Annotated in this window: 18 protein-coding genes and 1 pseudogene; 12 read left to right on the top strand and 7 right to left on the bottom strand. The window is 56.6% G+C overall.

Going from position 1 to position 25,695, the window contains the following annotated elements:
• The first annotated feature begins 757 nt into the window (after positions 1–757).
• From EEQ99_RS02355 to EEQ99_RS02335, 5 genes are all read left to right on the top strand, one after another.
• Entirely contained in the window at positions 758–1,126 is a 369-nt protein-coding gene (locus EEQ99_RS02355) for a hypothetical protein (protein ID WP_127429970.1), read from the top strand.
• Positions 1,123–2,472, top strand: a complete 1,350-nt coding sequence (locus EEQ99_RS02350) for a hypothetical protein (protein WP_127429969.1) — start codon at positions 1,123–1,125, stop codon at positions 2,470–2,472. Before EEQ99_RS02355 ends, EEQ99_RS02350 begins: the two co-directional genes overlap by 4 nt.
• Before the next feature lie 18 nt (positions 2,473–2,490).
• Positions 2,491–3,825 (top strand): hypothetical protein, encoded by a 1,335-nt coding sequence (locus tag EEQ99_RS02345; protein WP_127429968.1) that lies wholly within the window; start codon positions 2,491–2,493, stop codon positions 3,823–3,825.
• Positions 3,826–3,832: 7 nt separating this feature from the next.
• Positions 3,833–4,273 carry a hypothetical protein gene (locus EEQ99_RS02340; protein WP_127429967.1) on the top strand — a complete coding sequence of 147 codons (441 nt, stop codon included), beginning with the start codon at positions 3,833–3,835 and terminating at the stop codon, positions 4,271–4,273.
• A gap of 196 nt (positions 4,274–4,469) precedes the next feature.
• Positions 4,470–5,534 (top strand): hypothetical protein, encoded by a 1,065-nt coding sequence (locus EEQ99_RS02335; protein WP_127429966.1) that lies wholly within the window; start codon positions 4,470–4,472, stop codon positions 5,532–5,534.
• A 503-nt stretch (positions 5,535–6,037) separates the two neighbouring features.
• Here the strand turns inward: EEQ99_RS02335 and EEQ99_RS35550 are convergent.
• Positions 6,038–6,376 carry an FAD-dependent oxidoreductase gene (locus EEQ99_RS35550; RefSeq protein WP_373289069.1) on the bottom strand — a complete coding sequence of 113 codons (339 nt, stop codon included), beginning with the start codon at positions 6,374–6,376 and terminating at the stop codon, positions 6,038–6,040.
• Positions 6,377–6,802: 426 nt separating this feature from the next.
• Here EEQ99_RS35550 and EEQ99_RS02325 point away from each other — a divergent pair, with 426 nt between their 5' ends.
• From EEQ99_RS02325 to EEQ99_RS02310, 4 genes are all read left to right on the top strand, one after another.
• Entirely contained in the window at positions 6,803–8,521 is a 1,719-nt protein-coding gene (locus EEQ99_RS02325; protein WP_127429964.1) for an SIR2 family protein, read from the top strand.
• Complete coding sequence (locus tag EEQ99_RS02320; protein WP_127429963.1) at positions 8,518–9,135, top strand: hypothetical protein; 618 nt, start codon at positions 8,518–8,520, stop codon at positions 9,133–9,135. The genes EEQ99_RS02325 and EEQ99_RS02320 overlap by 4 nt, the downstream gene beginning before the upstream one ends.
• Complete coding sequence (locus EEQ99_RS02315; RefSeq protein WP_127429962.1) at positions 9,132–11,549, top strand: AAA family ATPase; 2,418 nt, start codon at positions 9,132–9,134, stop codon at positions 11,547–11,549. Before EEQ99_RS02320 ends, EEQ99_RS02315 begins: the two co-directional genes overlap by 4 nt.
• 134 nt (positions 11,550–11,683) lie before the next feature.
• A complete protein-coding gene (locus tag EEQ99_RS02310; protein ID WP_127429961.1) occupies positions 11,684–12,829 on the top strand; it encodes a hypothetical protein in 1,146 nt (381 codons plus the stop codon).
• A gap of 154 nt (positions 12,830–12,983) precedes the next feature.
• On the opposite strand, the gene EEQ99_RS02305 is transcribed toward EEQ99_RS02310, so the two are convergent.
• The 4 genes from EEQ99_RS02305 to EEQ99_RS02290 form a co-directional block, all read right to left on the bottom strand.
• Positions 12,984–13,481, bottom strand: coding sequence for an RES family NAD+ phosphorylase (locus EEQ99_RS02305; protein WP_373289067.1), 498 nt, complete (start codon positions 13,479–13,481; stop codon positions 12,984–12,986).
• Positions 13,482–13,568: 87 nt separating this feature from the next.
• Entirely contained in the window at positions 13,569–14,285 is a 717-nt protein-coding gene (locus EEQ99_RS02300) for an antitoxin Xre/MbcA/ParS-like domain-containing protein (RefSeq protein ID WP_127429959.1), read from the bottom strand.
• Between the two features lie 188 nt (positions 14,286–14,473).
• Positions 14,474–17,326 carry an SEC-C metal-binding domain-containing protein gene (locus EEQ99_RS02295; RefSeq protein WP_210212239.1) on the bottom strand — a complete coding sequence of 951 codons (2,853 nt, stop codon included), beginning with the start codon at positions 17,324–17,326 and terminating at the stop codon, positions 14,474–14,476.
• A gap of 50 nt (positions 17,327–17,376) precedes the next feature.
• Positions 17,377–18,645, bottom strand: coding sequence for a YiiX/YebB-like N1pC/P60 family cysteine hydrolase (locus EEQ99_RS02290; RefSeq protein WP_127429958.1), 1,269 nt, complete (start codon positions 18,643–18,645; stop codon positions 17,377–17,379).
• A gap of 504 nt (positions 18,646–19,149) precedes the next feature.
• Between EEQ99_RS02290 and EEQ99_RS02285 the strand changes: the two genes are divergently transcribed.
• Both EEQ99_RS02285 and EEQ99_RS02280 read left to right on the top strand, forming a co-directional pair.
• On the top strand, positions 19,150–19,833 hold the full coding sequence (locus EEQ99_RS02285) for a hypothetical protein (protein WP_127429957.1): 684 nt from the start codon (positions 19,150–19,152) through the stop codon (positions 19,831–19,833).
• Positions 19,787–20,932, top strand: a complete 1,146-nt coding sequence (locus EEQ99_RS02280; RefSeq protein ID WP_127429956.1) for an XRE family transcriptional regulator — start codon at positions 19,787–19,789, stop codon at positions 20,930–20,932. Before EEQ99_RS02285 ends, EEQ99_RS02280 begins: the two co-directional genes overlap by 47 nt.
• Positions 20,933–21,140: 208 nt before the next feature.
• Here EEQ99_RS02280 and EEQ99_RS02275 read toward each other — a convergent pair.
• Positions 21,141–21,385: pseudogene (locus EEQ99_RS02275) on the bottom strand (helix-turn-helix domain-containing protein); the annotation flags it as partial.
• Between the two features lie 67 nt (positions 21,386–21,452).
• Here EEQ99_RS02275 and EEQ99_RS02270 point away from each other — a divergent pair.
• Positions 21,453–24,242, top strand: coding sequence for a restriction endonuclease (locus EEQ99_RS02270; protein WP_127429955.1), 2,790 nt, complete (start codon positions 21,453–21,455; stop codon positions 24,240–24,242).
• Positions 24,243–24,426: 184 nt separating this feature from the next.
• On the opposite strand, the gene EEQ99_RS02265 is transcribed toward EEQ99_RS02270, so the two are convergent.
• Complete coding sequence (locus EEQ99_RS02265; RefSeq protein ID WP_127429954.1) at positions 24,427–25,575, bottom strand: RHE_PE00001 family protein; 1,149 nt, start codon at positions 25,573–25,575, stop codon at positions 24,427–24,429.
• Positions 25,576–25,695: the final 120 nt, after the last annotated feature.

The raw sequence follows: 25,695 nt of genomic DNA, 5'->3' as shown, positions 1-25,695 counted from the left end.
TGCGGTCCCGGTGTGCTCTCACAGGAAAGAGCATCCGGTACTGGGAATACATCCCGATGATCTTCGAGCTCGATCCGGGTGCCAACCATATGCTCTGCCTTTTAAGGCATACGCCCATCAGTGAAGCTCTTGAAGCTCGCATCACGAGATAGTCTTCACCTAGCCCAAAAACGTGAGGCGCTGGCTCCGGTCGACCCGATTTGCACCCGTGATCCTCTGGACAAGTCAGATCGGTGAGCCATTGAAGATTAGTGGTGAACGGGCCGCCCAGCTCTCGCCGGGCGACCCGCGGTGCGGGGATTGATGGGAAAGGATGAAAACAAAAGGGAAAGAACGCATTCTTCCAATAGTTTGCCCTTATAGCGTGCAGTTTCAGTTGACTTATAAGGAGTCAAAGATTAACTGTAGTACAAACTTGGGGGCATCAATGAAAGTTGCGAGACCCGCGACCGACCTTGTCAGGTCGTGTCAAGTATTACGTGCGTCCTTTGCGTGGATTATTACTGCCGTTTCAGCGGTGGTTCTCAGTGGATGCGCGTGCCTCGGGGCGTCGGCACCGCTGGATTCATATCAGTTCAGCATATACCATCCGAGAAATGTGGTGATTTACAGGCCTCAGGCGGGGAAGCCGCCGGCTGACGAGAAACTATTCATATACCTCGCATACCAGAATGGCAGTCGCCCGAACTCCCCAATGTGTTTTGCCTGCTGGAGCAAGCAAAAGGGAGAGTGGAGGCGCCAGTTTAGCGGAGACTTGGTGCCCGTCATTGAAGTGGTTAACGACGGCGCTCCGATCATTGGCACTCCTGAGGTGCGGCTCCAGGGAATAAGCGGTAAGGGTCTTCGGACAGGAGATCGGTTTCCCGAGGTGCTGCCGGACATTGCGGATTTCCCGCTCAACGAAGCTAACTATCGTCGCGACTTCGCGATTGTCATCAGGCCTAACAGGTCGGCTGCCCAGCTCAGCGGAAAACTGCACGTGAAAGCCACTCTCGTGAGGGTGGGGCAACCTCCAACCGCCTCCCAAGCGGCTCAGGCGGTTACCTTCGACATTAAGATTGAGGCCCGGCCCAATGAATTCCGTCCCGATGTGATGACCGTCGATACGTCAGAGGTGTCAGGATGAGCGTCTCGGGCGGCTACGGTATTATGCTACAGGTCCCCGAGCAGGTCCTTCAGAGCGCCGTCGAGGCCTTCGCCAGGACACAGGCGCACCTCTTCCGGGTCGACTTATCCCGCATACTCCACCTCGGCGACTATAACATCGAGCAGACCGCCCTCATCGCGACGGAACTCCGACTTCCGCGCGTGACTCTCCACCCAACCGGTGAGATCGAGTTGGCGTTCACCGTTTCGTGCTTAGCCAACGTCCAGACCCGTCTGTTGGCGTTGCCAGGAGGATCAACGCCTTCCCCTACTCCGGATCTGACGGCAGGCCTTTCGGGTCGCTTTGTTGTCCGTGCTGCCGGCGTCTTCGTGCAGTCCCACGATATGCGACATTTGGCGCTCGATCTTCGAGCGCTCTCAGTCACTGACTTTCAGCTCAATCTCGATAATTCAACAGCGGTCTTCTCCCCCCGCCTGCTCGCGACCATCTCCGCTCTGGCCAGACGCGCTGCGATCAAGTCGCTGGCCAGCAACGTAGGATTGATGCCGGTCAGCTGGACAGTCGGGCCTGACATCCCCGTCCTAGGCCTGCCGGCAGCGGTCAGCTTGGATTACCGGATCGTTCAATCTACGGCGGGACTACGCGCCCTTGCACTCCTCCTTCGTGTTCAGAACGAGCCAATAGACCCGACGCAGGTCGTCTATGCGCTCGACCAACCCGACGACACCGGGATCTTCGTGAGCCTTAATCTAATGAACCGCGTGCTCCAATCGGTGTGCAGTGCACTCGAAGGTTTCAAGATCGCTCATGCGGGTGATATCGTGGGCGACATAGTCACTCACGACGCCCGCATGCACGTGGAGCCAGGCGCGTTTGTCCTCGATAATCTAGAGGTTCAATCCTCCACACTTGAGAAGATCGAGCACGAGGTCACCCGAACGATTTGTACGGCAATCGACCCATGCAATCTCTGGTGCGAGAAGGTCGTCGAGACCGTAATCGACTGGGTTCAGCTTGACCAACTTGCCAACGCGCACGGCCGGTTCAGACCCTACGTGGACGGCGGAAACGTCCGCGTCGACGCCAGTGGCATCAGCGTGAACCTTTCCTATCCCGTCGCGGTTCTGGTTTTCCTTGCTGCCGATGCGCTCTTACCACTCGGATCGCTTGTGACAGCGACCCTAATGATCCTCGGAAAGCTGTTCCTCGACCGGACGGTCACTCAGATGGTCGATGCACAGAGCTTCACCCTGGCGATCGATCAGCCGATCCCCGGCACTGGTTTACGCGCGAAAGCGAAGCCTCGCGCTTTTACCTGGCCAGATGGCACCTTCGCGATGATGACCAACTTGCGGCTGGAGTGACAACGGATGCCCCCCCTCGTGCCCACAGTACATCCGTTCGTCTTCGATGGTGGAGACTATGACATCCAAGCAGGCGTTTCCTTGGATTTCCTGAATCGCGTCATCGACTTTGCTATCACCTCGGGCGAATTGCCTCGTCGGTTCAAAACGAATAAATCCGTCGTCGAGCCGGATCTTGGTGCAACAATAGGGATTGAATTCGAATGCGACTTTGACGTCGTGGAGCTATTCTCGCGAGCCGGAGTGGATCGTAGGATTGGCATCCACATCGAATATTCGGGAAGCATTAGATCGCGCTTCCAACTCGACGAATGGACTTTCAGTGGGCCGGCAGGTGGCTATAGCGATCCCGCCCTTGACGAGTCGTTTATCTGCGACTTCAGCGGTATTCTCGAAGCGACGGCGGACGTGTCCATATCCGGGGTTGGTGGAGCGCAGATCGCTACGGTCCGCTTTGGTCAGCTACTGCGGGCGGATCTCAATAGCATCGGAGACCTGACGTTCGGTCCTGCGGTGAATGCGATCGTTCGGCAGATATTCGAGCGGATCGGCGTCGTACGCTTGCGCACGGCTTTCGCCTTCCCGGCCCTCTCGGGGCTTGCCGGATCGCTACCGGCGCCGGCAAATGAGATATTCGGCACGCCATCCGGCCAGTTCGGAACGACTGATCTCAAAGTCGTCGGAGGCCAGAATGCGGCTACGCCCGATGAAATCCATGTCCTTCTCGAAGCCGATCAGAATGTCGGCCATCAGCACTACAGCGACGTCGAAGCCTTCACGGACGGCGCATTCGATGTCGGACTCGCCGTCGGGTACCGTTGGACCCGCCAGGTACTGCAAGATCTTTGGGCGGGGGGTGCGATCCCCATCAAGTTCGATGACCATGGGCGGCCCGACTCAACGGGAAAGGTGATTCTGCACCGAGTTGATTTCACCTTTATGGAGGGGTCGCTTCAGATCCATGCTCAGATCGGGCGAGAGGTGATCGGAATCCCGCTTGAACTCGACGCAACGCTCGAAGTCGCATTCCGCTTCAGTAACGACCTCCTATTCGTTGACCTGCTCGCATCCAATATCGACATCAACCTCGGCTGGGCGAAATCGGCCGGCTGGGCAGCCGTTTTCTTCGTGGTCCGGGATGTCATAATACGTCTGATGCTGAGGGGTGTGAACGAGGCGCTCGATGCCTGGAGTCTTCCGCTTCTGCAGCGATTCCTCGACGGCCTTGGCATAGACTTACGTCAACGCTTCAGGCTCTCGGGCACCCCATTCCAGATCGATCTGCTGCCGAACGCCATCACCTGCGGGGCCGACGCGATGCTGTTCGGCTGCCGTATCAATCTCTCGAAATAGGTGCACCATGAAATTCCTGAAAGAACAGCCGATAGTACTGAAGGCCTCGGGCGATCCGCAGCCCGAGGTGTCCGGTTTCGGGCTGCTAGCCTCAGCCAAAATTCAGGATGGCAAGGTTACGGTCACCCCCATCTTCTCTAACAAGACGTCAATCGAGCTTGAAATTACTTTCCGCAATTCGCACTACTTTATCGTGGATCTAGAGGATGCAGCGGGAGATGTCGTGCACATTAACGATTTCCTACCGCCGCCATTGCCGAGTCAGCCGCCTCTCCAAATTCAACCCGGCCAAGATTACTGGATCAACTTTCCAATCGACACCTCAAAGCCTCCCTACGCCGGCAACCTAGAGTTCGACCCGACAAAAACCCCCTATCGATTTCGCTTCCAAGTTAATAGCGACACTTTCCGAGCGGAGGCGAGCATCACCATAGATGTGACTTCCTGATTACACTGATGAGGCTTCCACAGAACTAGCCGCCATCTCGGTCAGAAGCGGCAGTCCGGACACAGGGTCTATTGCTGAATATCCTACCAAGCGCAGAGGTTGACGGCGACCCACTGGCGTCTTCCGTCGGACGGCGGGCGCGACTATCTTAAGCTCGCTTTTTGCATGCAGAATATCTGATACACCGGACCGGGTAATGGCAGCGCTCATGGGGGAATTCAGTATGCGCCTCATATTGTTCGCACTCATGATTGTTGTTGCCGCGGGTGCGTGGGCTGGAGAGCCGGTCTCAGCTTTAGTCGGGCAAGTTCACCGCCGATTAGTTGACAACTCACGATATATGTCGCCGCCCGGCGCATGTGAAAACGCTGACGCATTGTTTCCAGACTGGCCTAAAGGCAGTGTGAAAAAATGTACCTATTTGCGCACCGACATCTTCACCGCCCCGAAAACGCACAAAACAAAAACACGAGCCTTTAATGCCGTAGTGTATGTCGCGAATGCCGACGCGATCCGGCTGGCGACGTGGATTGCGACCGCCTGCAGTCGGGTGCTTTCCAAAAGCTATCGCCTCGACGCCTGCGCGAATGAGCTGATTGGCGCGATCGAAGACCAGTCAGGCTCGCAATTTCCGGTGGCGGGACAAGTATTTGAAGACCTAAGCTGCGACGCCGGAACGCCGTCGATCTGCGAGGTGACGCTGAGGCGATTGGTCAACGGGACAGTGGAAACCAAGGTCGAACTCTGCGCTCCCGATGATATCCAAGGCTGCATCCACCGCGCCACTGGAAAGGGTGGCTGGAAGGTCGCAGCCATGATCAATCATGTCGAAGAAATGTATATATTCCGCAACGGCGTCACCGTCCGAGTAGACGGTTGCACCAATGGTGAGACTCACGATGCCAGCGTCACCGATCCTTATACAAACTGCCGCGATGACGAAAGGCGCAACCGTTCCCTCCCTGCATCTTCTGCAAGGACAGGCAAAGCTCGGATATCCAGCACCACGCCGGAAATGTTCCACATCTACACGGCCGACACTTCAATCCAATTACCTACACTGAACGATGACGACAAATCGTATTTCGAGACGACAGATAATCTCCAATACTGGCTCGCTCTTGTCTCTTCGACCTACCGGCGGGCACTGTCGTCTGACGACAATCCGCTGCTCGACGCTTTCATTTGCTCAGCCCATCCAGCACGTGCCTGCCGCCCGGAAAACAACGGCTATGCTGCTTGGCTTTCCCAAACGAAATAAGGGATTTCAATCACGCTCCCTCCAAATAGACTACGGGCTACTCGCCAGCTTCGTTCCAGAAGAAAATATTACTGAGTTGGCAAACGGCTCCCTCAAGATTAGGCGTTTGGCACCCACGTGCTTTCCAGCCGTTTCTAGGCCGTTACGGCCATGACCCGCATTTTTGTACCAAATACGCGACACATCTTAAACGAGAGCCTGCTCTTCGGCCCCGCCTTTCAAGGCACGCCCAATTTGACTCCCTTGGGAGCAGCAACGGCGGCTCGACCCGCCGCTATCATTTCTGTAACGTATGATTGGTCAAATTGGCAGACTAACCTTTGCGGTCAGAATTGACTTCGGATTTGCCGGCGAACCTCTTTCAATCAGTGTCGGGCGCCTTGAAAGGAATCGAACCGCTGACGGGCGGGCAAAATTGCGTAAACGTCTGAAAAAGCTCGCTTTTTGCGCATGAATGGCATTTGTAGAACTCGGAGGTTCTTCCGCAGAGAGAAGGGGCCATTTCACCACCTTGCGAGAAGTTCGCGCGCGGCACGCAGTCCGGTTTCAAAAGCTCCGTGAGCAGCCGAGAAGTCGTAAGGATGCGTCGCTTCGCCAGGGAAGAAAACACGGTCGTAATAAGGCGCCCCGAGTACTCCCATGATATCGACGAGTCTAGAGATTGCATGACTATAGGCCCCTCCGATTGACGGTAGGTTCACCCAATCGGAATAGACGAGAGGCTGTAGCTTCTTACACGCCTCTGGACCGAAAGGGAGCCGTAGCTCATCGAGCGCCGCGCTTAGCGTGGCCTCCGGGCCACGCCGCGCTGCTGCTCTGCCCCTGCTCCGCCAAGGAAGCACTGGATGACGTTCATTCGCCCGCTTGTCCGATAGCGCCGACACTGGTTATCGCCTCGGTCCGACTGGATTTGGCCGGCATGCGTTCGAAGTGCTAAGGCATTTGCCTCGGCGATCCATTTATTCCTTGCGGTAGCGTGAAACGTTCAGCCATTTACATATTCGGTGAGAGCCTCATTATTTCTCCGCCTCCCGACGCCAACTTCGAATTCGACGATCGTAAACTTCGGCTCGATCTCCTTTATCGGGTTTTGTGCTGCTACACGTGCGATCACCGATGGCTCCTGGCTTGACATCACGCAGCCGGATTGATGAGGAACAATTGGTTCGATTTCTTATTGCACGCCGAGATTGAGATAGTGATCTGTAAAAATATAGTCGATAGTATCAGTAAGCTGCTTCGATTTCTTTCGCGATGGGCATAAAAACATGGCACTAGCGCCCAGCGCATCCAAAATTTCTATTCGCCAAACACTCGATATCCTCGATGGCTCCTTTCGGTCTGTCGCGGCCGGAGTCGCCGAGGATCGCTACGCATTCTGGCTTGGTTCGGGCATCTCGTTCGGAAAAGTGGATGGCTTGAAGAAGATCATTCCACGCGTCATCGAGTTCCTGCGACAGAGGATTGACCGCGCTGATGCAAACTGTGCCGTTGCAGCAGCCTTGAACCGCGCCCTGGCGCTTGCTGGCCTCTCAGATGAAGAATGGGCGCGAGTAAATACCGGCGCTGAGTTTTCGACCTGGCCTGATCGGGATGCCATCGTCACACGATTGACCAACAATTACGCGCGATTGCTGGAAATTACCGTTGCCGGCCAGCCCGAAGATTATCTTTTGTGGGAAGGTGTAGGGATTGCAGCCACGTTCGCCAATCCAGCGATCGAACCGGACGTTGAGCATCTTTGCATGGCAATGCTTGTGCTGGAAGGTGCGGCTTCGGATATCGCGACGGCCAACTGGGACGGCCTCGTGGAAAAAGCAATCGACGAACTCACGGGCGGCGTACCGAAACTCGTAGTCTGTGTGAGGTCCGAGGACCTTCGGCAGCCGAAACTGAGTGCCCAGCTGATCAAATTCCACGGCTGCGCGGTACTCGCCGTCTCCGACGAAGCGCACTACCGCCCGTTTCTTGTCGCCCGTTTCTCTCAGATCAATCGTTGGGCCGCAGCTCTCGAAAACAGAGCGGTTATTGGCCGCCTCACCGACATCGCCGTTTCCAAGCCGACATTGATGATGGGCTTGTCAGCGCAGGATTCGAATATCCAGGCGTTTTTCGCGAGTGCAGAAGCGACGATGCGATGGCCGTGGCCTGGTGACAGGCCAAGTTTCGTTTTCTCCGGCGATCAGGTTGGAGCTGACCAGGAGGCACTGCTGAGGAACGTCTATCCTCAGGTCTATACTGCAGCCATGCGAGATCAGATCAACGAACAATCTCTTGTCAAATCCTATGCCAATCCGCTGCTGATGGCGCTCCTGTTATCAGTGATTTGCGACAAGCTGAGCGGCATGGTCGAATTGGTCGAGGGGACCCTGGATCCGGATGGGAAGAATGCCATAAAGCAAGGCATCGTCTCGCTTCGGAACCACCTCTCCAGTCTGGACAACGGCGACCGGTTGGAGTTCGTCAAATCATTTGCGGACCAAACCTCGCGGATAATGACCATGTTTCGGGACGGCTCGGCAGGAACCGCGCCGCGGCGATATAATCCACTGACTTCCACGCCGCTGCATCGGATCGCAGGGGACCAGAACATCCCATCCACCGGACTGGCCGAAGTCGCTGTCATCGCTGGCGTTCTTGGCATCGGTATCGAAACCGGCGTGTGGGCCTTGGAAGGCGTTGATCCATCGGATCCGTCTGCTGGCATCGCGCGTGTCAAAACAGCTACTGCCAGCACAAAGATGGTGCTCGCCGCACATGGGCGGGCTGCAATTCGGCTACAGCAAAACGGCCACATTGTCGATGATGAGGACGCCGTGCTCGTCTACAGCGCGGAGAAACCGCCAACCATGACGCGGTCGCCTCGAAGCTCCCCGGGCCGAACGGGTCATTTGGGTTTGCGCGAAGTTAGCATGTACGACTTGTTGCAAGTCACGACCAGCAGTGCTGAACTCATGCAACTCTTTCGTGAGGAGGCCGCGATATGACCACTTCCACGCCCATAGAAGGCGTCGTAAAGCTGCTGACGGGTTCGGGCTATCGACGACTTCCATCCCCACTCTCGATTGCCGGCCTTTCCTTTGAGGTTCCCGCGGCATTGGTGGGCGAGAACCCGTCACCCGATCTCATTCTTGTCGCGGACACAGCGTTTGAGACAGACATACGCATTTTGCGTAAAGTTGAGGGAGTTGCCCGTGCACTTGATGTCGCGCGCTCGAAACGCCCTCTGACGACCGTTCTTGTAGGACCCAAGCCAAAGGCCGTTGTCCTTGATGCGATGACCAAAGTATGTCGCGTTTTGGCGACTGGTGTCATCGGAACCGAAGAAGATAATTCTCTGCTGCAGAACTGGTTGGCGGTGCTCCTCCCCTTGGCGCTACCAGAGCCGAGCAACGACATCGCGGAACCATTGGAGTCGATTGTGAAAAGTTCGAGCGACCTGAAAAAGACCGTTGTCGACATGGTGGCGCTGGGAGCGCACGGTTCTGATGCGGTGCAGGCGCGCTTGCACGAACTTCTCAACGCCTCGTTAGCCGTTCCCGACGTCGCTAGTCCAGATCATGACAAAGGCTCTAACCTCACCGGAGGGATTTTCGAATGAGTCCTGCCCAGTTGAAGTCGATCACGCTCACCAATTTCCGCAGCATCAGGGGGAGTATTACGGTTCCTCTCGATGCACCAATTGTCTTGGTGCATGGACAAAATGGAGCTGGAAAAACCAGCCTGCTATCCGGCATTGAGTTGGCGTTGACGGGCTCCGTTGCGTCGCTTGAACGTGTTGATCCGGAGTATGCGAGCCATTTGGTACACAAGGACTCCAAGTCCGCCAACGTGCAGATCCATACGACTGGCCTGGATGTCAATGAAGCAGACTTTACTGTGGGCGCCGGTGGGATTTCGGGAGCCGCTCTGCTCAACACCGATCTGTCGCGCTTCTACGGCGAGCGCTGCTTTCTCGCTCAATCCTCGCTGGGCCGACTGCTCGAACTCTACCAGGATTCCCCCAAACGAACCGATTCAGCCTTGACGAGGTTCGTTAAGGATCTTCTCCGACTCGATCATCTCGACGCCATCATTGACGGCCTACATGATGCCGGCGATGTCCGTCGCCTTCGCTCTGGAGTTCCAGGTTACGCCGAGACAAAGGATGCCGTGCCGCAGCTCGAACAGGAGGTAATACGGCTCCGCGCAGGACTCGCAACAACCGACACGCGCATACAGGAGCTCACTAAGGCAAACGAAGAGCGCACCTCGCAACTGACATCTATTGAGCCACCAAACTCTGACGCGCTGCCGATCACACCCGAATTCGAGGAGCGAGAACTTGTCAGATTGACGGGCATCAAGCGGGAAATCGAAATCGCGGTAAGACAATGGCAGCAGATTTCCAACACCGATGCGTCTAAAGAGCGCGTCGCAGCTGAGCCACGTAGCGAAGCCGCTGAAAGAGCAATACAGGAATGGCAAGCTATTCAGGGCAGCGAACTGACCCGCCTGCTTGAACGTCTTGCTCCGCTCTTTCCGGATTTGCCGCCGATCAGTTCCAGTGGCCCGCAATATGCTCATTCCACGGCCGTTGAAGCGGTGAAGGAGGAACTCACTCGGTGTACGACGGTTCTCAACAGCGACGCACAAGCCTCGGTCCGTGAAGCTGATCTTGACGGCGAGATCACCCGGGCAAGAGCTAGAATCCTGGCGCTGGAACAACAGATTTCCAGCTTTGCGACCGAAGCTGGTGTGTTGGCCCAAGCGCTGAGTGGCGTGCTACCCCACATACACTCTGAAGATTGCCCGGTGTGCGGACGGGACTTTAGCCAAACGTCCGAGACTCCTCTGCATGCGCATGTCTCGGCGAGGATAGCAGAGCTCACCGCAGCAGCAGGCCAGCTACAGGCACTGAGCCAGGATCGTGCAACGACACTGGCGGCCGCTGCAAGTGCAGAGCGGCACCTGGGTGAGGTTCGGGGCCAACGGCTCGAGCCACAAAGCCGCGACGATCTTAGGACGAGACAAGCTCTCCTACAGGAGGCGAACCTCGCTCTTGAACAGATGGCCGATAGCATCGGGGAAGGTGAGCGCCTTCTGGCCGCGTCAACCGCCGCATCGCGTGTGCTTTCCGATCTTGCCGCTGCAGATCAGAGCGGGACGGTTCTCCGAGACTCATTGAGCCGCTTTGCGACCGAACTTCACCTCGATCCGGTCGGCGCAGCCGAAGCTGTCGACGCCGCACTGGCTCGTTTCACAGCTGAAGCGTCCCGCCTTGTAACAGCATACACCTCGAACCAGAGTCTCCGAAGAGAAATGACCGGCAACACTCTCGAGTCGAACAGGTTGAGAGCATCGCGTGAACCGGTATTGTCCGCGATCACCACTGCGCAAAGCCGCATCGATGCGCTGAATGCGGCCAAGGGGCGTGCCGATGCCATTATTCAGGATGCGCGCGAACTTGCCAAACGCGCCGGCGAGGCGCGGACAGGAATTGTTCGAAAGGTCTTCAACGGCTCACTGAACCGGGTCTGGCGCGACCTGTTTGTCCGCTTGGCACCTGAGGAGCCCTTCGTTCCGGCGTTCGCCGTACCGGAAACAAATGGTGGTCCGGTCGAGGCAATCCTGGAGACGTGGTACCGGGCGGGTGGAAAAGGCGGAAACCCGCGTGCGATGCTAAGTGCCGGCAATCTGAACACCGCAGCTCTCACGCTTTTCCTCGCTCTGCATCTTTCGGTGTCGCCGGATCTACCATGGCTGGTGATCGATGATCCCGTCCAGAGCATGGATGAGGTGCATATTGCGCAATTCGCGGCTTTGCTGCGCACGTTGGCTAAATCCAGAACACAACGCCAGATTATCGTGGCCGTGCATGAGAAACCCTTATTCGACTATCTTGCGCTGGAATTGAGTCCGGCTTTTCAGAATGACAGGTTGATTACGATAGAACTCAGCCGAAGTGCGGATGGCCAGACTCTGATGAACTATCAGCCACATGTTTGGCGACCAGACCAGGCTATTGCGGCCTGACTTTCGAGAAGATGTCGACAGACCGCGGCCTGCTGCGTGCCCACATGTTCGGCAATGACAGGCGTGGTTTGGCTGCAAATACGCAATTCAGGCACAGTGCCCTGCGCAGATTCGGAATTGAAGGGTGGTGATGTATGCCTGCGACAGCTTTCTCTCAGCATTATGCCCGTGAATTGGATGTCGAACAGCTTGCGTGGCTGCTGACCCACATCGGACCTGTCGTCGGACAACAGAGCATTCCTGATCTTTCGCCTTGGGCGGACTGGATCCGAAACGACATACAATGCTCCTCCTGCGGAAAGCGCGGGGCTCAAATCGTTCGGCCCGGCAAGGCACGCGGGACGACGACTGTCGTTCGACAAGCGCATTTCCGGTTTACCGATCAGTCTGGTGGCGATGCGCACCACCCATTTTGCGAATTCTACAGCGCCGATGACACGATGCGGCAACCCGACAGCCTTATTAACTTCGGAGCTGAAAAAAGTGTCGAGACCAGAGCCGTGCGCACGCTGATCTGCAAGGGGATAGAACAGAAGATCTTCGACCAGGCCGCTGTACGTTCGATGCGCCAGTGGTTTTTTGATCTCAAGTCCTCGACCAGATTCACGGTGACTGCGTCTCCGGAGATCGTCGACTGGGCGCAACACCTTCAGCGACATCCCAGCTATCATCGCTGGGAGTTTCACCCCGCGCAGGCTGATATGCCTGCCTTTGACTGGAAGGCAGCCGCAAAATTTCAGTTCACCGAGGAAAATCTCACGCTGATCGAATGTGCCAAGCGCGTTATGCACGATGATGCACATTGGAAACGCGCCCGTGATCTTTCAGAAAGGCATTTTGCCCACGAGGTGTTCGACACCACCGTCCTTCAGCCATTTTACGACAAGAGCGTTGCGCTTTGTGCTTTTGTTGGCAAAAACAGCAAGATCTCGTTCAGCAAGACGAGGCCGGAGTATTTCCGGTTCAACCAGGCCCCGGCCCCGCTTCTCGCGCTTTGCGCCCTCATGCTATTTGTGTCGCATTGGGATTTGAACGTTGCGATCGGAAAGTTCGCCAAGCTCCTGAATGCGCCAGAGCCCGCTGATTTCTCGCACGGCAATGTCATCGGGCTCAACCCGTTCCACGACTACGCAGCCTGGCGCCTTATCATCCTGGCATCGGAAGTCGCGGCGAAGTCTTCTGCAGGGATCGATTATGCCGCACAGCTGAAATCGATCGAGTCTCGTTTGCAACAAAACTACGCGATCTGGAAATCCACACCAGCAGCGCCCGGCGTTTGATGGCCGTCGACGTGGCGCACCAGGACGTGGACGAAATCAATAGGCTATCCGTGAACGCTGATCGCTTCTGTCGTGTTCGCCCAGTTCCCCCAACAACGAGGAACAAATAAGCCACGACAAATTGCCGGGACGCAGTTTTCCCCGACCTCCAGCTTTACGCTCCCCGGATAGTGACACCGATGGATTGCAGCGCGGGAATGAGTTCGGGATGCCGGATGAGGTTTACCGCAGGGGATGCCTCAAGCTTGGTGCCGACGGCGCGGTCATAAACCGCCAAACATTCTGCCGATGTCAGCCGCGACGAGTAGAGCAAACCATCGACGGCGAACGAGCTGTAGAGAGTCTCACTGAACTTCTGGCCTTCCCGATGCTCCTTGGCGCGCGCCGCATCCGTGCTGACGCCAAGCCTCAGCAACCCCGCAGCGCGTAAGTCGACCACCACCAACGGCGTCGGAGCCGTTACCTCGGCAACGGCCCATTCCTCGATCTCCGTCTGGTCAAGAACCCGTTCGGTCGCGCCCTCGAAACGGTCCCTGACAATCGTTTCGGCAATCGCCGTCGCCACGTCGCGTGCGATATAAACCAGCCGGAATGCCATGCTCGGGCTCGAAAATCGCGTCTGCCCGAAGCCCATGCCGAGGGGAGTCGCCATATGGGAAATAGGCATCACGCGGAGATAGGACCGGGGCTGGAAATCAAGCGCGAGTTCCGAGACTGTTTTTGAATCAAGCTTCACGATTCAGCCGAAGTCCCGTCCGGCCGCCGTGATAACCTCATCAATCTTCCCTGCCTTGAGCTGATCAAGGGGAGTCCCGCCGATGCTGGGCTTCGGTTGGATCAACCATTGCCATGCCGCACGCGGATTGCCGATGATCCGGGTCACATCCGACATCCCACTGACGGGACGACCGTCCACGAACTGAGCCAACGGGAAGACATGCTTACGCTCCCCTTTCAACAGACCGATAACCGCCCCGCGTTTCTGCCAGTCGTGCAGCGTCGATCTTTTGGTGCCAAACGCCTTCTCGATCTCGGCGGGACCAGCAACGGGACCCGCCCAATCCTCGATCCGCACCGGCGTCGCATAGGCCGCCAGTCGTCGTCGCCCTTCGTCCATGTCCAACAGGTTATTGAGCCCGGCTCCCTGACTAATTTCCACCGGCCGCTCGGCATTCATAACGGTCAAGGGGGGGCCATCGCTGGACGCGAGGTCAGCGACCACCGCCCCCAGCGCCTCCGCTAGCTTGTTCTCATGGGCTACGATCTTGCGTTGCTGCTCGGTCGTGAGCTGCGCCGTCGCTGCCGAAATAGCGGCCACAACCTTTCCAGTCGCCTTGAGCGCCGTCTTGGATAATCCGGGATTGTGTCGGGCGAGTACCTCTAGAATATCGTGCATCGCAGCTGGCTTTACCGCAAACCCGCTTTCACTACCCGATTTTGGAGCAATCAATGCCATAATCACCTCCATGTTCTTTGAAATGAAGATAGTTCGGATTGTCCGGAATGTCCAGATTGTTTGTCTAGATTCTCCAATGAAGCGTGCTGTCGGTCAGTTCAGTTGACCTCCCATGCCAGATTGCACCTCTAACCGCCTAATCACGCTTCAAGCGACCGTCCGTCATCACGATCCCAACGCTGGTCGCTTCATCCGTGACAGTATTTATACTTTCTACCTGATCCGCATGGACATCGTTCATTCCGCCCAACCTTCGGCACAACAGCGCGTGATGGCATAGATGGAACTCTCCCCTTGCGGCCGAGCTGCGCGGCAAGCCGGTCGAGCAAACCCGGCGGTGGAACCCACTTGGGAGGCGGCCCGAACCTTTTAAGGTTTGCAATCAAGTTTCGCTGGTCATCCAGTTCCTTTTGCGCCAACGGACCGAGCCCAGATCTGTAGGGCTCCAGTCGGAACATCTCGGCCTCGGCTTCAGAATATCGCTCGCAATATGCCAAGACGACCGCGAACTGGGAACGAACGGATATAAGATAGTCGGCCAACTTCCACTGCCGCAGCTGCGGCAGAACGATCGATTCCATCATATTAAGTGCGCCATCGAAATCACGCTGGCGGATGAACTGGTCGACGAGATCCTGCCCGACACGGAATAGGGAGTCCGGGGCGCGTGCCAGATCGTAGAATTTCAGGGCGTGAACGCGCGCCAGAGGAGAGAAGCTACCTTCAGCATCCAGCGCCTTGGCCAAGACATCAAGGGAGTCCGCAAGATGCTTGACGTCATCGACCTCCGCCCCCTCCTTCAGCATTGGCTCGAGCTCGGGGGCGTTATTTCCCATCACCAATTCGGGGGACAGCCCTATGAGGTCGTAGTATTCCTTGATCAGAGGCTGAATTCGTTTGATTGCTGCCTTCGGTTCCCCGAGTGCAAGTTCGGCGCAAGCGAGATTGTAAGAAAAGACGCGCCGATGACCGGGTGACAGTTTATTCACGAACGGCGCCAGATCCGCCATCAGGCGTGCAGTACCTTGGCCATCGCCTTTGCTAGCCAGAAGATTCATGCGCTTCATGCCGACGCGAAGCCGTTCTTCGGCTCCAAGCTTATGCGTCGTGATGAGAGCGTCCATCTGATCGAGCCATGAGGCGACCCGGTCGGACCCCGCTTTCATGTCGGCGAAAGCGAGGCCATCCAATGCCTTTATGCGCTGGTCGGGCGGGATGCCCTCGTCCTGCGCGCCGTGCTCGAGATAGGCTTCAACCTCAGGCCAGACTCCCATTTCATGGAACAGTTCTTCCGTTGCCATTTCGACAAGCACATCGAGGCGGCCAACCTCGCCGGTGAGCCGCAGAAACAGCGAGAGCTTCGCTGGGCTCCAGCTTTCCAGCAGGCTTTGCTGGACGACACTTCTCAAGGCTTCCTGATGAGCTTTGACCGCCTCTGTACCGAGAAGAGCGAGCCGCCCCTTGCCGACCACCCGGGCCGCGTCGTGGAGCTTGATCTTGTCGCTCGCGAAGGTTTGCAAAAGACCCGAGCTCAGTAACTTGCGAAGAGATTGTAAAAAGATCGGCCGTTCTGCCCCACCCGCCGCGACCACGTAGGAGGCTGCTTCCTCACGTGTGAGGGGTGCATCGCAAAGACTGAGGAGATCGGCGATCTTGGCCATTGTGTCCGGCAGCCGTTCGAATGCGCGGCCCAAGATAAGGTCCTGCGCCATCTCCGTTGTGTGCGCCGAGCGGGCCAAGTCGGCACAGAGGCGCTTCACCGAGCCCTGGTAGTCGGCCTCCGCCACAGCGAGAGCGTTTTGAACGAACAGTGGAAGACCACCCGTCAAATCGATCAAGCGCTGGAAATCGGCGGCATCACCCTTGCAGCCTGCGTCGCGCGCAGCGGCTGCGACGGTATCAGCAGCCCAGCCACCAAGGGTTTCGCGCCTCACGCCTACGGTCGCTTCGATAGCAGGGACCTCGCCCTCTGGCCGGGCAAGAAGGAGGAAATTGATATCCTTGCCGGCCTGGATGACACCGATAAGGTCATCAGCCGCGAGCTTGTGCACATTGTCCAAGGCAACCGTTACAGCATCACCGCGGTCAGCAATCCGGCGCGAGAGAAGTTGCAGGATTTCTCGTCCGGAGGCGCCAGGCAGGAATATTTCGCCGAGACCATAGCCTCTTCCCTGCAAACGACCTGCGGCCTCCCTCGCAACCGCATTCGCCAAGGCGGCGCTTGGCGTGTCGGCGACGTCGAGATAGACCAAAGGACCCGCGGCATGCTGCGCGGCCTGCGCGAGCCACGACGTTTTGCCCGCCCCCGAATGACCGACAATCAGACGGACTCGGTCGCCCGTTAACAGGTCGGGCTCGTCTTGTTGGACGCGATAAGGAACCGGTGGCACGGGCAAATCCTGCAATTGCAGCAGAAGTTGCTCAAAAAGCGGAGGAAGTTCGTTTGCCGCAAAGACGTGATCGAGCGAAGCTCTTTCTCCCGTCGCCGCCAGCATAACGACGCCTGCCAGCTTCCAGACGAGTGTTTCCGGTGCCAACGTTGCGAAAGGCAAAACCTCCGCCAACCTGCAGCTTGCCTGGACCGCCTCCATCAAGGAGGCCGCGGGGGCGGGAATGATCCGATTGCTCACCTCTGCCGCCGGCCAATCGATACTCACATCGGTGGGCCAGTCTGAGGCTTTAGTCCGTTCCAGCAATGGTCCATTCGGAGCTGCGTTGCTGACGACGATGAACCGTGCAGCGCCCTCTCGTTCTAAACGCTGGTGCGAGCGGCGCAGATCCGCAAATCGCGATACCGCACTCTCAATGTCATCCCAGGAGAGGGGATCCTTGCGGTGTTTCACCTGGACATAGATGCGCAGACCATCGAGCTGGATCTCGACGTCTTCATCCCCTTCTACAGCGATGGCCTGCGCCGAGAAGGTTGCAGCCGACAACAAACATTGAACCGCATAGAGGTGTTGAAAAAGATAGCCGCGATGTACGGCTTCAATTCGAAGCAGCTGCGCAGGGTCCAGAACACTAATTCCTGACTGACTCAAAGCAGCGCGTCCTTCTGGCTCACAGGCTGGTTATGCATTTCAGTTCCAAGTTACGGCAGAAACGGCGCTAAAATATTGCCCATGTCGCGCCGGATTTCGATGCAGTCGTTGCACAAGCGTAGAGATGGCACTCCTGGCATGGTCTGAGCCCCATTGACTACACGGTACGCCGCCGCTGGCTGATCGCCGCATGATGAGCAGACGTTCAGGTCTTCCTCTGCAGCCACGCCAAGGCGCGACAGCGCCGCCAGCTTCGGCTCAACGCGGTCAACGATGGAATACCAGTAGGGACTGTGAGGCTCGATCTGTTCCATATGCCGTTTCAGGTCATCGGGATGGTGCTCCGATAGCCATGTGAAAGCGACTTCCCTGCGGGCTTGGTCGTTCAGAACCAGCGTTTCATAGAGCTCTACCCATAGCCGGAAGGATTCACCGCCGTACTGGCTTTGCAGCGCCTGCAATTGAACCAGATTGACCGCAAAACGCATGCCACCGCTGTACGCTTCTATCACCGTGCCAATGCAGTATTCGCGCAGCTGCGCCATCTGCCCAGGATCAGTCATCGTAGCGATGAGGGTTTGGTCGTAACGCCAAGGGAAGGTTTCAATCTCAATCCGCCATAAATCAAGATAACCGCTTTCGCGCAGGACGGCTGCGATTTCCGGATCTACATCAGGACGGTTCGCCAGCAGTGGATACAGGTCGTTCAGGCTCTCGATACCCGGGTCAAACGAACGTGCGACATCGAGAATTGCATTGTGGGCTTGATGGGTATCACGAACGGGATTGGCGTTGGTTTCGCGCCAACGTGTTTCCTCCTCTGATACCGTTTCGGTCTGGACCGGAATCTCCACCAGCAGGGGACTGAGCCTCAAGTCTTCCGGCGAGCAGTAGTCGGCGTCCGGAACAAGATCGAGACCTGCTTTCTTATAGACGCGCGCCACAAGCCGAGAACAAAACTGGCGATTAGATCTCGGCTTTCGCATGCCGGCAACCGACCGCATAGCTTCGGGTAAGGAATAGCGCGCGCCGATCTCGGCCCGCGCATAATCGATGACCTTGGACAGGACCTCCTGACCCACAGGGTCCTTCAGCCGAAACTGGAAGATTAACTCGTCCTCATTGAACAGCTCGCGTTGGAGGTTCCGCGCCTGTACACCCTCTGCTGTGGAGTCGATAAACGAGCCAAGCTGAACGCAGATCATTGCGTGAGAAACGATACCCTTCGTGGCAAAACGGATCGATTTGCTCACCTTGCCTGGCCGAGCTGTAAAAAGGATATCTCCAGGCTCCACCGTATTGATGTCGATGCGCTTCATATCTTCCCCCAACGAAGCGACCTCTATCGGTAAAACTTAGATCCCGCAACGAGATGATCAGCCGCACAGAAGTATTCGTCCTGAGCAATTCGTATCCATTTGAGCGAGCAACTGTCTCGACTTCTGATATGCAAAAGGCCGCAATGAAAAAATAAAGTTGTCGCCAAGCTGCGTCCAGCGGTCGCCTCGATTTGGCGTTCGCGCGAAGGGCTGATGTCGAGATCAGTTCGGGTCCCAAGCTCCTGCGTGACGACATTGTGAGCCTAGTCTCGCAGCCCGAGTTGATATCGTCCGATCTATCACGAAGTCCTTGGCCATTCGTCAGTCCTTCTGCGGAGCATCGTCATTCTGCGAACCAGCGGGCCTTTTGGGCAGTTGGGATATACGCGGGAGCACGGGTAGAGGTTTCGTTGGCGACGGCGAAGCGTCTAAATATTCAAGCTGTGAATATTTTCATGAATATTTTGACGAATCGCCGCAACAGCAGTATAAGGAGAGTGTCAAATGGTAGAAGGCGATTCGGACTTGAACAGAGACAACGCACTGCTTGCTGCTCGAGAACGCTTCGAAGCTCCAATCTGGGCGCTGATTTGCGAGCTCGAAGGGACTTTGGCCGATCTCGCGAAAGTTCGACACGTGGACTTGGGCGATCCAAGGGCCACTGGATCAGTGCTCAACGGGGCGCTGACGGACGCGGCGGCGGCGGCCAAGCTCTCCGATCATGGACTGGCCATCAGCTATTGCGAAAATGGTCAGAGCAATAAGATTACCGGTGACCTTGAAATCGATGGAAAAGACTTCACTGTCTGCTTTGAGCTTCATCTTGCCGGGCCGCGCGGCGGCACTTCGAAAGCCGCGCATCAATTCGCCGCTTACGATATTGAAAGCGAGCCCACGCTTCCCGGCTTTGAAGTGGAGGCGCCATCCGACCTCTTGTTTTTCATCGCCTGCCATCTCAGCGGCACTGGCGCCTCGGTCGCCCGGGCGTTTCTGAAGTTTGCCGATAAGGTCGATCAGCGGAAAATTGAAATCCACCGCGAATTGCCCGCTGAAGCCACTGGCGTGGCGGAACGTGCTCCTATAGATGGGCCAAGCGGAACCAAGATGACGTTGAAGAAGGGAAGAGGAGACGAGTTCAAACATGGCGGCAAGACCGATAAACGGGGAGATGCTGCTTCTAGCTCGTAACAGACGCGGAAAGACTCAAAAGGAATTGGCCGCGGGGACGGGGGTTGCTCAAGCCGCAATCTCTCGTATCGAAAACGGCACTCGAGACGTGCTTTCGTTGGAGGAAACCCAATCGATTGCGCGTTTTTTGGGATTCCCGGTAAGCTTTTTCTATGAGCAGGAGCTTCTTTACAGAACACCAATGAGCCTTCACGGGGCAGCTTTTCGAAAGAAGGCTGCTGTTTCCGCTAAGGATCAACATGCTGTCATTGCGCTCGCCAACCATTTCGTCTTCCAGTTCCGAAGGCTGCTCGACGCGATCGATTTGGAACCTGAATACCCACTCCTCCAATTTGAGGTTGTTAATAGCCAGTCGAGTGTCAGTGAACACGCCAGTGCGGTCACGTCAGCCAGCATGGCTGCCCTTCATGTGCGCGCGTCATGGCAGTTGGGGGATACTCCAATCGGCAACTTGATCCGTTATGTTGAGTCCACGGGCATCCTCGTTGTCGAAGGCAACTTCGGTGAGGCCGACATCGATGGCGTTACGCTCCGGCCAGCGGGAATGAAGCCGGTCATCGTGCTAAATCAGAACCGCCCTGTTGATCGCAAACGCTTTAGCTTGGCCCATGAATATGGACATGTCGTGCTTCATCCCTATCCGTATGAAGCAATGGAGAAAGAGGCGAATGAGTTCGCCGCGGAGCTGCTCATGCCACGCTCGGGGGTACTGGCAGACCTGAAGCGGGGGCTTTCAATTCCGAAGCTGGGGCAACTGAAACAAAAATGGCGGGTTGCGATGTCCGCCTTGATCTACAGAGCCAAGACGCTTGGGGTAATCCCAGATGAAAGTGCAACCCGGTTGTACAAGCAGATGAGTATGTATGGGTATAGGACACGTGAGCCTAAGGAATTCGACATACCGCCGGAATCGGGGAAACTTAGCAGGCAGCTTGTCGACCTTCACATGAAAGAACTTGGCTATTCTCTTGAGGAATTGGCCGACGCGCTTCGAACGGATCCGGGTGAATTCGCTGAAATGCATGGCCTTGCGCCACCTCGAAATGACCCCAAGGGCGCAGACAAGCCAAAGCTGCGGCTTGTGGCGAGCCGCGACTGATTCTTGACCCTTTGGAGGTGCCGGGCGCCGCTAACGCGAGCCCCGGCGGCTCGATTAATTCCCGGCTGGGCGCCGCGACCAGATGAGGGCCATTTCGTCGCCTCCCGTTACGACCAGGCTGGCGCAGATCGGATTAGCGAAGCTGCCGTCCAGCTTGTCGGGCGAACAGTCATTGCCCCCGCATGCCGATCTAAGAACTCGGTTCCCTTTAGAAAATCCCCCAAGCACGGTATCTCCCCCTTTCCTCTCTCTCAAGCCCAACTCCAAAACAATCCGCCGCGCCGCCTGCGTTGTTTCCTCGAGCGTCTTCGCCACCATCCCGGCTGATATTAATGGCTTTGCCATCACGAGTTCGACCAACTCCGGCAGTTTTGAAGACATTCTTCTCCCCGCCAATTTGCGCTCCATCATCTGTCACGCCAGCGCCAGCCGGTCGTGCTCCGCCAGGCCGATCTTGCATCTTGCTACTTTACCTAGAATATAGCGAAAGACGATTCTGGTCCAAGTGGGAATTATATTGATGGCTGGCGCGGCGGGGCGGAACCGATCAAAAGGCGGGATCGCTGGCCCGGCCGAGCTGGAAGCTTACGTCGCAAGCCTCTACGCAATCCTTGGCTACAGCGTAAAGACCAACGTTCCTCTTGGTGGTCAGCAAATCGACGTTCTCGTCGAACGCCATCTCGAAGGCATCGGTGTCACACGTGTCATCATCGAGTGCAAATACAAGACCAGCGGATCGGTCAGCAACCAGGATGTCTTCGACACGATCAGCACTTTTGGCGCATTGATGAAAAGCCACGGCATTTCGCACTGCGTGATGGTGACGAATACCAGTTTTTCGCAACAGGCACAGAATGCCGCAGACAACGACAGGCTTTTCAAGCTGGTCCGCCTCCCTGACCTGGAGGATGACTTGGTCAACGTCGCGGATTCGTTGTTGGCCCTGAAGAAGGGGTATGAGTCCGAACAGATATTCGATGAGTTCCTACCGCAATCAGCGCAGGGAAGACTCCCCTACGGTAAAACCGATGGGCAAATAGAAAATATCCTGGATACCACCATCGAGTGGATCGAAGACTTCGGCGAAGGGTTTCTCACCGTTCTAGGCGACTTTGGTGGTGGAAAGACCACGTTTCTACGGCGACTCGAATACGAATATTCAAGCCTTTTCCTTCAGCAGAAAACTCGACATCGGCCGCTCTATTTCACGCTGAAGGATTATTCGTTCTACGAAGGGCTTGATGATTTCATCACAGCTTCTGTCCGGCAGAAATATCAGCGCAATATGCCGCCGAACGTCTTCTGGACGCTTGCGCGGGAAGCGGGCTTCTTGTTTCTTCTCGACGGATTTGACGAAATCATTACAGGGTCGAACCGGACCGATCGTGCCAAGACCTTTCTATCACTTCACCGATTGATCACATCTGGTTCGCCCGTCATTTTGACGTGCCGTCCGGCCTACTTCGTCTCCACTGAAGAGTTGAACGAACTCATACGCCTGGTCAATCTCAAGGAGGGCCAGCGAAATGTCGGTCTGCCGGGACGCTGGGACGCACATCTTTTCAACATCGCGGAGACCACGACGCTTGCTCGCACGAGCCAGTTTCTGTTCGATAAGTATGTCGACAACACCACACTTGAGAGACTTCTTGATCTCTCCAGCACTGTGGCAAACCTTGACGTCTTCCGGCCCGCCCAGATTGATGAGTACTTGACGAAATTTGACGCGGACTTCCAAGGGGTCTGCAACAGTGGATGGAAGGAGGTGAAGGCAGAGATCGAGAAAATCTACGACCTTACCGACCTTATGAAGCGGCCCATCATGTTGTCGATGATCAAGGACACGATCCTCCAGGGACAGATCGACATTCGTCGCCACAACGTCATCGGCGGCGCTTTTTCGCTCTACGATGCTTATACGAGTCTCAATTTGAAGAGAGATTGGGGGAAAAGCAAAGGCCGAAAGCTACTCAACGAGAAGCAGCGCCAAGAGTATGCACAGCTGATCGCTCTTACGATGTTCAAACGTGCCTCCCTGGATGTTGAGCACTCAGAGATTGTTGAGGTCGCGAAAAAAACGCCCTCATCGTTCGAGTTCTCCGCAGATCTGAGCCAGTACAATCCAGAGCAGATCGCCGCGGATATACAGGTGACGACGTTCCTGTCTCGGCAAGCCTCTTCGTTTCGCTTCACGCACAAGTCCTTTATGGAGTTTTTCGTCGCAAAGTCAGTTGTCGACAAGCTCTCTGAAAGTAGACTGGCGAGATCGTCGCTTACTGAGCCCTTCACGCGCGAAATCATTTCCTTCATCGGGGAGGCTGCCGCGGTTAATCCCAAACTTCTCTCCACTGTCTCCGCGGTGCTGCGTGCTCAGACAAATGCAGCGAAGAAGCGAGATGAAGGCGATCTCGTAAAGCGAAATGCCATCGGGATATTGCTCGGGGCAACTGATATAATCAACACGGACTATTTCTCGAACAATCACGTCTGGGAGCTGTCTGTCAGGAAGCGCGCAATGGACGGATTGGTCGTGCGCGCAACGACATGGACCTATTGTGGCTGGCACTTGGTCACGCTTTCGAATTCCTCGATAAGCCAGAGCCACTTTAGCGGCTGGCGCGTTGAGGGCGGCAGCTGGGTCAACGTCTCGTTCAACGGCAGACTTCAGGACTGTCATTTCGAGGACGTCCAGATGTCCAACTGCGTATTGGCGGCATCAACGCAAAAGACAGTCTTCCAGACATGCATCATCTCAGGCGGCGCGCTGACGGTGCGGGGCGAATTCCAGGTAAACTCCTCGGAATTCAGGATGACCAGTTTGTCGATCGATGTTGGTGTCGGAACGATTTCTCGCCTAAGTTTTTGCAAGTTTGAGAACTGCGAAATCGCCGACGTCGCGGGCCCCCACTACCGACCAGTTATGATCGAGCACTGTAGCTTCACCGATTGCCAATTCGTTGGCTTTAGCCCCAGCACGAAATTCGTCGAGCGCCTGCTTTATGAAGACCAGATCGTCTCGAAGCGCCTCACCGTCGATGAAGATATGACGATCATCCTCGAGCGTTGCGCCGGCATATTGTTTATCGACGACACCGAGGACAGAGTGAAGATGGGCAAACAGGGATTCAAGGCTATTGGCAATCTCTTTCTCGTTGCGCAAGGAACCATCCAGAGCAAAGTCAAAGCCAGAGCAATTTTCGTCAAATCGATATCAGCGCGTTTGGGAAAGCAGCACCCCCAGCTTCTTGACAAGTTACGGGTTGCCCATCCGGGGATCTTTGCCGTGCCCAGCGCCGGCCAAGACAACTAGACCGAGACGGGCATTTACCTAGCGGCGGCGTTCTGTTCGGTTTCAGTGATCGACGACGCCCGATCCGAGGCAAAGAACTCGACAGACCGGCGATTTCCCCAGGTGCCGGCGGTCGTCCCACTGATATTCCCCCGAGCGTCCGTTTTGCCTGAATAGCGTTGATTGCAGAATACTGCGGATCTAGCTAGAGAATTCCCCACGCCCGAAACCTCCCCCTCCCCGTCATCTCGCGAAGCCCGAGCTCCAAAACGATCCGCCGCGCCGCCTGCGGCGTCACTTCGAGCGTCTTAGCCACCATCCCGGCCGACACCAGCGGTTTTGCCATCACCAGCTCGACCAGCTCCGGCAGTTTTGAAGATGTTCGTCTTCCCGACAATTTGCGTTCCATCATCTGCCGAGCGAGCGCCAGCCGGTCATGCTCGTTCAAGCCAATCTCGGCGGCCGCAAGGAGGCCACGGGCGATGGCAAGCAGCCGGGTCTCACGATCGCGATGCCGGCGCCGATCGACGGGGATGGTTTTGAGGCCGAGATTGATGGCGGTCAGATGGGCGCCGGTCGTGATACCGGCCTGGCGCAGGATGGAAGCGGCAAATAGCCGGCCGAGCCAGGGCGCATGCTGCAGGACGGAAAGCTCGTTCCAGGCATCGAGAGTGACGATCGCCTGTAGCACCGCCGGCAAATCTTGCGCCTGCCGCAGCACCCCGCGCCATTCCTGCAGCCGCGCATCCTCGTCCCAGTCAAGATCGTAAACCAGCGAATCCCTTTCCGAGGCGCCGGCGCGGCCAGGCAGTTTTGCCTGCTGGATAGCCGCTTCCGATCGCGCGAGCACCGCATCGATGGCGGCATAGTCAACGCCGGCGAGGCTACCGATGTCGTCGACATCTTCCCCCTCTTCCCCCTCCCCTTCTGGATCTGTCGCATCCGCTTGCCGAACGGTACTGGCTGTCTCCGCCTCGTCCGCGTCGGCGGGGGTGATTTCCGCAGTCTTTCGCAACGTTCGAACCCCGTCGACCGAGAGCGCCCAGTCGGGTTGCTGGCCAGAAATGCGCCGGCGGGTGCGTAAGACGTCGCGGGCGATGGTCAGTTCGTGGGTGGGTGTGCGAATATCTTTTGTAGCGTCGTGGAGGACGAGGTCTTCGAGATGGACGAGTTCGCCGTCGATCCAGAGCGAAGCGCAGGCGTCGGCGAAGTGGGACCGCTCGATCCAGCCCGGGCCGACCGGCGAGCGGGCAATCCGCTCGTCGAGACGAGCCAGTTCGATGCCGGCGCGAAAAGCCGGCTCCATCAAGGCTGTCATGCTGATTTTCGCGAGATCGTAAGCCATTGAAATCATGATAAATGATTTGCTAAAGGAACTCTATATGAATATTGCGGTTCGCCACATGGTATGACAGCTGGTTGGGGTGCTAACCATCGATAAGTATCAAGTATCGATAGTGATGGATTTGGCGGC

This window comes from Rhizobium anhuiense, assembly GCF_003985145.1.
In the GTDB taxonomy this organism is placed as follows: Bacteria; Pseudomonadota; Alphaproteobacteria; order Rhizobiales; family Rhizobiaceae; genus Rhizobium; species Rhizobium anhuiense.
Note: the sequence above shows the minus strand (reverse complement) of the source record. Positions and strands in the feature narration are given on the sequence as shown.

Coding starts and splice junctions, on each gene's coding strand:
- EEQ99_RS02350 (WP_127429969.1), top strand. CDS start 1,123: ATGAGCGTCTCGGGCGGCTACGGTATTATGCTACAGGTCCCCGAGCAG.
- EEQ99_RS02340 (WP_127429967.1), top strand. CDS start 3,833: ATGAAATTCCTGAAAGAACAGCCGATAGTACTGAAGGCCTCGGGCGAT.
- EEQ99_RS02335 (WP_127429966.1), top strand. CDS start 4,470: ATGGCAGCGCTCATGGGGGAATTCAGTATGCGCCTCATATTGTTCGCA.
- EEQ99_RS02325 (WP_127429964.1), top strand. CDS start 6,803: ATGGCACTAGCGCCCAGCGCATCCAAAATTTCTATTCGCCAAACACTC.
- EEQ99_RS02320 (WP_127429963.1), top strand. CDS start 8,518: ATGACCACTTCCACGCCCATAGAAGGCGTCGTAAAGCTGCTGACGGGT.
- EEQ99_RS02315 (WP_127429962.1), top strand. CDS start 9,132: ATGAGTCCTGCCCAGTTGAAGTCGATCACGCTCACCAATTTCCGCAGC.
- EEQ99_RS02310 (WP_127429961.1), top strand. CDS start 11,684: ATGCCTGCGACAGCTTTCTCTCAGCATTATGCCCGTGAATTGGATGTC.
- EEQ99_RS02305 (WP_373289067.1), bottom strand. CDS start 13,481: ATGGCGACTCCCCTCGGCATGGGCTTCGGGCAGACGCGATTTTCGAGC.
- EEQ99_RS02300 (WP_127429959.1), bottom strand. CDS start 14,285: ATGGCATTGATTGCTCCAAAATCGGGTAGTGAAAGCGGGTTTGCGGTA.
- EEQ99_RS02290 (WP_127429958.1), bottom strand. CDS start 18,645: ATGAAGCGCATCGACATCAATACGGTGGAGCCTGGAGATATCCTTTTT.
- EEQ99_RS02285 (WP_127429957.1), top strand. CDS start 19,150: ATGGTAGAAGGCGATTCGGACTTGAACAGAGACAACGCACTGCTTGCT.
- EEQ99_RS02280 (WP_127429956.1), top strand. CDS start 19,787: ATGGCGGCAAGACCGATAAACGGGGAGATGCTGCTTCTAGCTCGTAAC.
- EEQ99_RS02270 (WP_127429955.1), top strand. CDS start 21,453: ATGGCTGGCGCGGCGGGGCGGAACCGATCAAAAGGCGGGATCGCTGGC.
- EEQ99_RS02265 (WP_127429954.1), bottom strand. CDS start 25,575: ATGATTTCAATGGCTTACGATCTCGCGAAAATCAGCATGACAGCCTTG.